The organism is Verrucomicrobiota bacterium, from assembly GCA_016871535.1.
In the GTDB taxonomy this organism is placed as follows: Bacteria; Verrucomicrobiota; Verrucomicrobiia; order Limisphaerales; family SIBE01; genus VHCZ01.
This window is the reverse complement of the sequence record VHCZ01000388.1, coordinates 1-3,970: the sequence shown is the minus strand read 5'-3', so window position 1 is coordinate 3,970 and position 3,970 is coordinate 1. Positions and strand designations below refer to the sequence as shown.

The 3,970-nt window shown below is 56.8% G+C and carries 5 protein-coding genes; 4 read left to right on the top strand and 1 reads right to left on the bottom strand.

Annotated elements, in window-relative coordinates; genetic code table 11:
• Nucleotides 1–519 precede the first annotated feature (519 nt).
• The 4 genes from tig (at nt 520) to FJ398_26525 (ending at nt 3,545) form a co-directional block, all read left to right on the top strand.
• A complete protein-coding gene (gene tig / locus FJ398_26540) occupies nt 520–1,845 on the top strand; it encodes a trigger factor (GenBank protein ID MBM3841444.1) in 1,326 nt (441 codons plus the stop codon).
• A gap of 56 nt (nt 1,846–1,901) precedes the next feature.
• On the top strand, nt 1,902–2,345 hold the full coding sequence (locus tag FJ398_26535) for a hypothetical protein (GenBank protein ID MBM3841443.1): 444 nt from the start codon (nt 1,902–1,904) through the stop codon (nt 2,343–2,345).
• A gap of 143 nt (nt 2,346–2,488) precedes the next feature.
• Nucleotides 2,489–2,833 carry a hypothetical protein gene (locus FJ398_26530; protein ID MBM3841442.1) on the top strand — a complete coding sequence of 115 codons (345 nt, stop codon included), beginning with the start codon at nt 2,489–2,491 and terminating at the stop codon, nt 2,831–2,833.
• A complete protein-coding gene (locus tag FJ398_26525) occupies nt 2,817–3,545 on the top strand; it encodes a hypothetical protein (protein ID MBM3841441.1) in 729 nt (242 codons plus the stop codon). The genes FJ398_26530 and FJ398_26525 overlap by 17 nt, the downstream gene beginning before the upstream one ends.
• 82 nt (nt 3,546–3,627) lie before the next feature.
• Here the strand turns inward: FJ398_26525 and FJ398_26520 are convergent, their stop codons facing one another.
• Complete coding sequence (locus FJ398_26520; GenBank protein MBM3841440.1) at nt 3,628–3,747, bottom strand: type II toxin-antitoxin system VapC family toxin; 120 nt, start codon at nt 3,745–3,747, stop codon at nt 3,628–3,630.
• Nucleotides 3,748–3,970: the final 223 nt, after the last annotated feature.

Below are 3,970 nucleotides of genomic sequence, written 5' to 3'. Positions count from 1 at the left end.
TTCGCCAGACTTCGTTGCTTGCTCCTTACAGATCCACTTCGGGATATGCTCGTCGCTCGCGCCTCGTCTGGCCGAAAAATCCCTTGCCGCGAACGTGAGCGTATTTATGAAATGGACCACTAAGTCAGAATCCGGCGGATGCCCAAACGGATTCTCCCTGCTTGCGTAATCCATGAGTGGCGACGGTGGGGCGAGGCTCCTGCCGAGCCAATGCCTTCGATAACACGCTCGGCAGGAGCCTCGCTCCACCGTAGCTGAGAGGCCGCATGCGTGCTGAACATAGGAGCCACGGGAGTGGCCAGGAGGCATGCGCTGGTTGGGACCGCAAACATTCGAGTCAATTGTGCAAACTGCAGACTGACCCTGCTTTGACTCAAATCAACAGAGCGCAGGAAAGAACAATTGGAGAAGCGGGCTTGACGCGTTTGAGGCCAGTTCCTAGGCTCCGACGCGTAATGCTCCGCGGCAATCGTCGGAAGACGGACGCGGGGCATTTGTCTCTCAGGTGAAAGGCCTTTTGTGAATGTAACACTTGAAACTCTTGCGCCCTGCCGAAAACTGATGCGAGTCGAGGTGGAGGCTCAGGCGGTCGATGCCGCTTTCGAGAAAGTCACGTCGGATTTCCAGCGACACGCTCGCTTTCCGGGTTTTCGTCCCGGCAAAGCCCCGCGCGACCGGGTCGCCAAGACCTACGCCAAAAAGATTGAGGAGGAGACCAAGAAAGAGTTGATTTCGGAGAATTTTCGCAAAGCCGTCAAAGATCAGAAACTGAACATCGTCAGCGTCCCGGATATCGAAGAGATTCAATTCGAGCGCGGCCAGTCACTGCAATTTGCCGCAACCATTGAGATTGCCCCGGAATTCGAGTTGCCCGAATACCGCAAGCTGCCGGTCCGGCGTGAAGTCGGCCAGGTCTCAGAGGCCGATATTGAGCGCGCCCTGAGCGTGCTTCGCGAGCAGCGCGCGACCTACATGGACGTGGCTCGGCCCGTCCAGCAGGAAGACTTCGTCGTCGTGAACTACACGGGCGCGACCGACGGCAAACCTCTGGCTGAGTTGATCCCGGATGCGCCGCGCCTGGCGCAACAGGACAACTTCTGGATTCACATCAAGCCGGGATCGTTCCTTCCCGGTTTTGGCGAGCAATTGGTTGGAGCACAAACCGGAGAGCATCGCTCGATCACGGTGGAGTTCCCCGCCAACTTCGTTTCACCGCAGCTCGCCGGCCAGAAAGCAGCTTACGAAGTTGATGTGGTCCAGGTGAAGGAGCGGATCCTGCCCGAAATGAATGACGAACTGGCCCGAGTTTACGGCGCCGAGGATCTGGGGAAACTGCGCGAAGGCGTGCGGCAGGACTTGCAGAATGAACTGAACTTCAAACAACGGAAGGACGTCCGCAACCAGATTGTCCGGGCGTTGTTGGAGCGCGTTCAATTCGACCTGCCCGAATCCATGGTCATGAGCGAAACGCGGAACGTGATTTACGACATCGTCCGCGAAAACCAGCACCGGGGCGTTTCCAAGGAGAACATCGATAAACAGAAGGATGAGATTTACAACTTCGCCAGCGCCAGCGCCAAGGAACGCGTGAAGATTTCTTTCCTCTTAAAGCGCATCGCGGAAAAGGAAGGCATCCGCGTGGACGAACCCGAAATCACTCAGAAGATTTTGCTGCTGGCGCATCAGCACCAGATGAAACTCGACAAGCTGACCAAACAACTGCGCGATCGGGGCGGGCTGAACGAGTTGCACGAGGAGATCCTCACGACAAAAGTCCTGGATTTTCTGGAATTGCACGCGCACGTCGAGGAAGTGCCGAGGTCCGCGGAGACGACCGAAGGTTAGATCGGTTGCCAAGAGGTTGAGAGGCAAAAGGTCGGACGGCAGTGGCGTAGTTCTCGATGGATGCCAACTTGAGCTTCTTCACCGCCTTCACGTTCTCAAGCGACGGCAGAATTCTCGTGATCGGCTCCGAACCCATCAACGATCCGGAAAACGCCATCTGCTTGTGGGACACCAAAACCGGAAAACTGCTCGGAGTTTGCCGAGGGCACACGCAGGGCGTCCGGTGGCTCGCGTTCGCTCCTGAGGGAGAAACGCTCGCCTCCGTCAGCGATGACAGCACGCTCCGATTTTGGAACGTCCGGACGCAACAGGAACTTCTCTCGCTCCGGCAACTTGCCAATCCCATGAAAGACATTCGCTTTTCTCCGGATGGAACATGGCTGGCCGTGAAAACAACGAAAGGCCTCCAGTTGTTCGACGGCTCGCACATCGCCAGCCAATCATCCAACGAACAACAGAGCCCCACCGGACAATGGATGAAGAAAGCGAGCCGTGAATGAATCCGAAAGTGACGAGTTCAGAACAGGCTTGGTTTAGGCGGGATTCCGACCAAACTGGCCCGCATGGAAACCGCCTCAGTCACCCAGGTTCGAGCACCCAGAACAAGGTCAACTACCGCCGCCTAAGAAAACTGTAGTCGGTCATGCGCATTTATATCAAAGCACAATTCCAAGCTATCTCGTTGCACGTCCTGCCCGCGTCCGAAGTCACGCGCCTGCTTTCCTCCTGCCAAATCGGCGAGAAAGTAGTGCGAATGGCTCAAAATGCCGGGGATCGTGTGATGCTGACAGCCGCACATCAGTTAATGGGGTTCACTTTGGTCCACATGGGTGAGCTGATTTCCGGCAGCGAAAACCTGGAACGGTCAATCTCCTTTTACGATGCGGGCCAGCATCAAACTTACATATCCTTCCTGAGACTTGATCCGCGTATTTACAGCTTGGCGCAGGTTACTCGCGCCCTGTGGCTGCTTGGATTCAATTCCTGACCAAGCCAGGCAGAGGCTCAAGGCGGCGTTTTCTTTTTGCCGCGAAAGCCGGGATCCTCGCAGCCTTGCGTTCACCCAATTGTTTGCGGCCATACTTCACTCGTATCTCCGTGACTATGAGCAGACGCGGACGTTAATGGAGGACTGCAGCAGGCACTGTTACGAATATGACATGGGACAGGAACGGGCATGGTCCTATGTCTGGGGCGGCTGGGCTATGGTTGAACAGGGTGCGACAGCGGAGGGAATCCTGCAGATCCAAAAGCATCTTGCAACATGCCGCACTCTTGGGTCGAGGCTCGCATTTTCAGAATGCCTTACTCTCCTGGCTCAAACTTTTGGGAAGGCCGGCCGAATTGACGAAGGGCTGGCGGCAGTGGCCGAAGCCATGGAACTGGCTCCGCAAATGGCCGAAGGTTACTTCAAGGCTGAAACACAACGGATCAAGGGCGAGTTGTTCCTTCAGACAAAAGCCGAAGGTCGAGAAGTCGGAGCGGAAGCCTGCTTTCAGGAAGCCATCACCATCGCCCGTCAGCAAAGCGCAAAGTCGTGGGAATTGCGCGCCTCGATGAGCTGGGCCCGGCTCTGGCAGAAGCAAGGCAAGCGAGAAGAAGCCCGCGCGCTGCTCGGCGAAATCTATGGCTGGTTCGCGGAAGGCTTGGACACTGCAGATCTGAAAGAGGCCAAGGCACTCCTCGAGAATCTTCGTTGACTCGACCCATTCTCAATAAAAAAGAACAACCGCCATGAGTCCAAATCCCGAAGAGGCCTTGCTCGCTGAAGCAGGCGCACCTTTAGAGCGTTACCAGGCTCAATCCTCGGATGTGCTCGAAGTGGCGCCGGTTGAAGGTGGCGAGTTGGCTGCCGAGATGCCGGGCGGTTGCCGCCACGATCGGGTCGTAGTAACCACTCATCCTGCCGGCCATGTCCGCCTCCGCCCAGATCCGCACGTGATTGCATCCGTGGACGGGTATTGCGACGGCTGGCGTCGAGCATGATTTCTTCGACGACACCCGGACTCTCACGAGGTTCACGGGCGGCGCGGCGTCTCGGTTTGGTCAAACCCTCAAGGCCGCCTGAATGGCGCTGCATCCACGACCTTGAGGCCGGTCACACGTTGAAACTCTTGGGCATTGA

Excerpts from the sequence above, each read along its gene's own strand:
- FJ398_26535 (MBM3841443.1), top strand. The coding sequence starts at position 1,902 with ATGGATGCCAACTTGAGCTTCTTCACCGCCTTCACGTTCTCAAGCGAC.
- FJ398_26530 (MBM3841442.1), top strand. The coding sequence starts at position 2,489 with ATGCGCATTTATATCAAAGCACAATTCCAAGCTATCTCGTTGCACGTC.
- FJ398_26520 (MBM3841440.1), bottom strand. The coding sequence starts at position 3,747 with ATGAGTGGTTACTACGACCCGATCGTGGCGGCAACCGCCCGGCATCTC.